Source organism: Methanobrevibacter filiformis (genome assembly GCF_001639265.1).
Classification (GTDB): domain Archaea; phylum Methanobacteriota; class Methanobacteria; order Methanobacteriales; family Methanobacteriaceae; genus Methanacia; species Methanacia filiformis.
The window spans coordinates 1-572 of the sequence record NZ_LWMT01000209.1 but is presented as its reverse complement, the minus strand read 5'-3'; the positions used below and the strand labels follow the sequence as shown (position 1 = coordinate 572).

At 25.7% G+C, this 572-nt stretch carries 1 protein-coding gene; it reads left to right on the top strand.

Annotation, left to right across the window (positions count from 1 at the left end):
* The coding region (locus tag MBFIL_RS10830) for a hypothetical protein (RefSeq protein WP_169805505.1) at positions 1 to 286 on the top strand (286 nt) is incomplete at its 5' end.
* Between the last annotated feature and the right edge of the window lie 286 nt (positions 287 to 572).

Here is a 572-nt window from a genome sequence, read left to right as displayed (position 1 = left end):
ATGCCCATTTAAGGAAAAATGTTCGTGTGGTGATGGTGTAACTCCTATAAACTACAGAATCACCACACTTAAACATGAAATGATTAATAAAATGACTCAAAAACGCTATTTAACTATTTATGCTGAACGGTTCCAAACTGAAGGCGTAAATGGTTATCTTAAGCGTAGTAATGGTGTTTTAATGCTTTTAGGTTCCAATAAAGTAGCTGCAACTAATGAAATAAACATCAGAAATGCAATATATAATACAATACGAACAAGAAATCTAAAAGACACAATATACTAGAAAAAACATAAATAAACATAGTATAAAACCATACATGTCTAAATAAGTATCTCTTAGTCAGTATGCCATTTATCAAAACATGATTCATACAAAAGCACTAATTTATTAATACAAATTTCATAATAAATGCACAAAAACTTAATAAAAAAAAGTTTATTAAAGTCATTAATGCATGAAGTCATATTTCAACACAAAGATTATTAAACTTTACTAAAAAATAATCAACAAAGATAAATCACTTAAAACCCAATAAACTAAATAATAATCCTTATTTTAACTTAATATT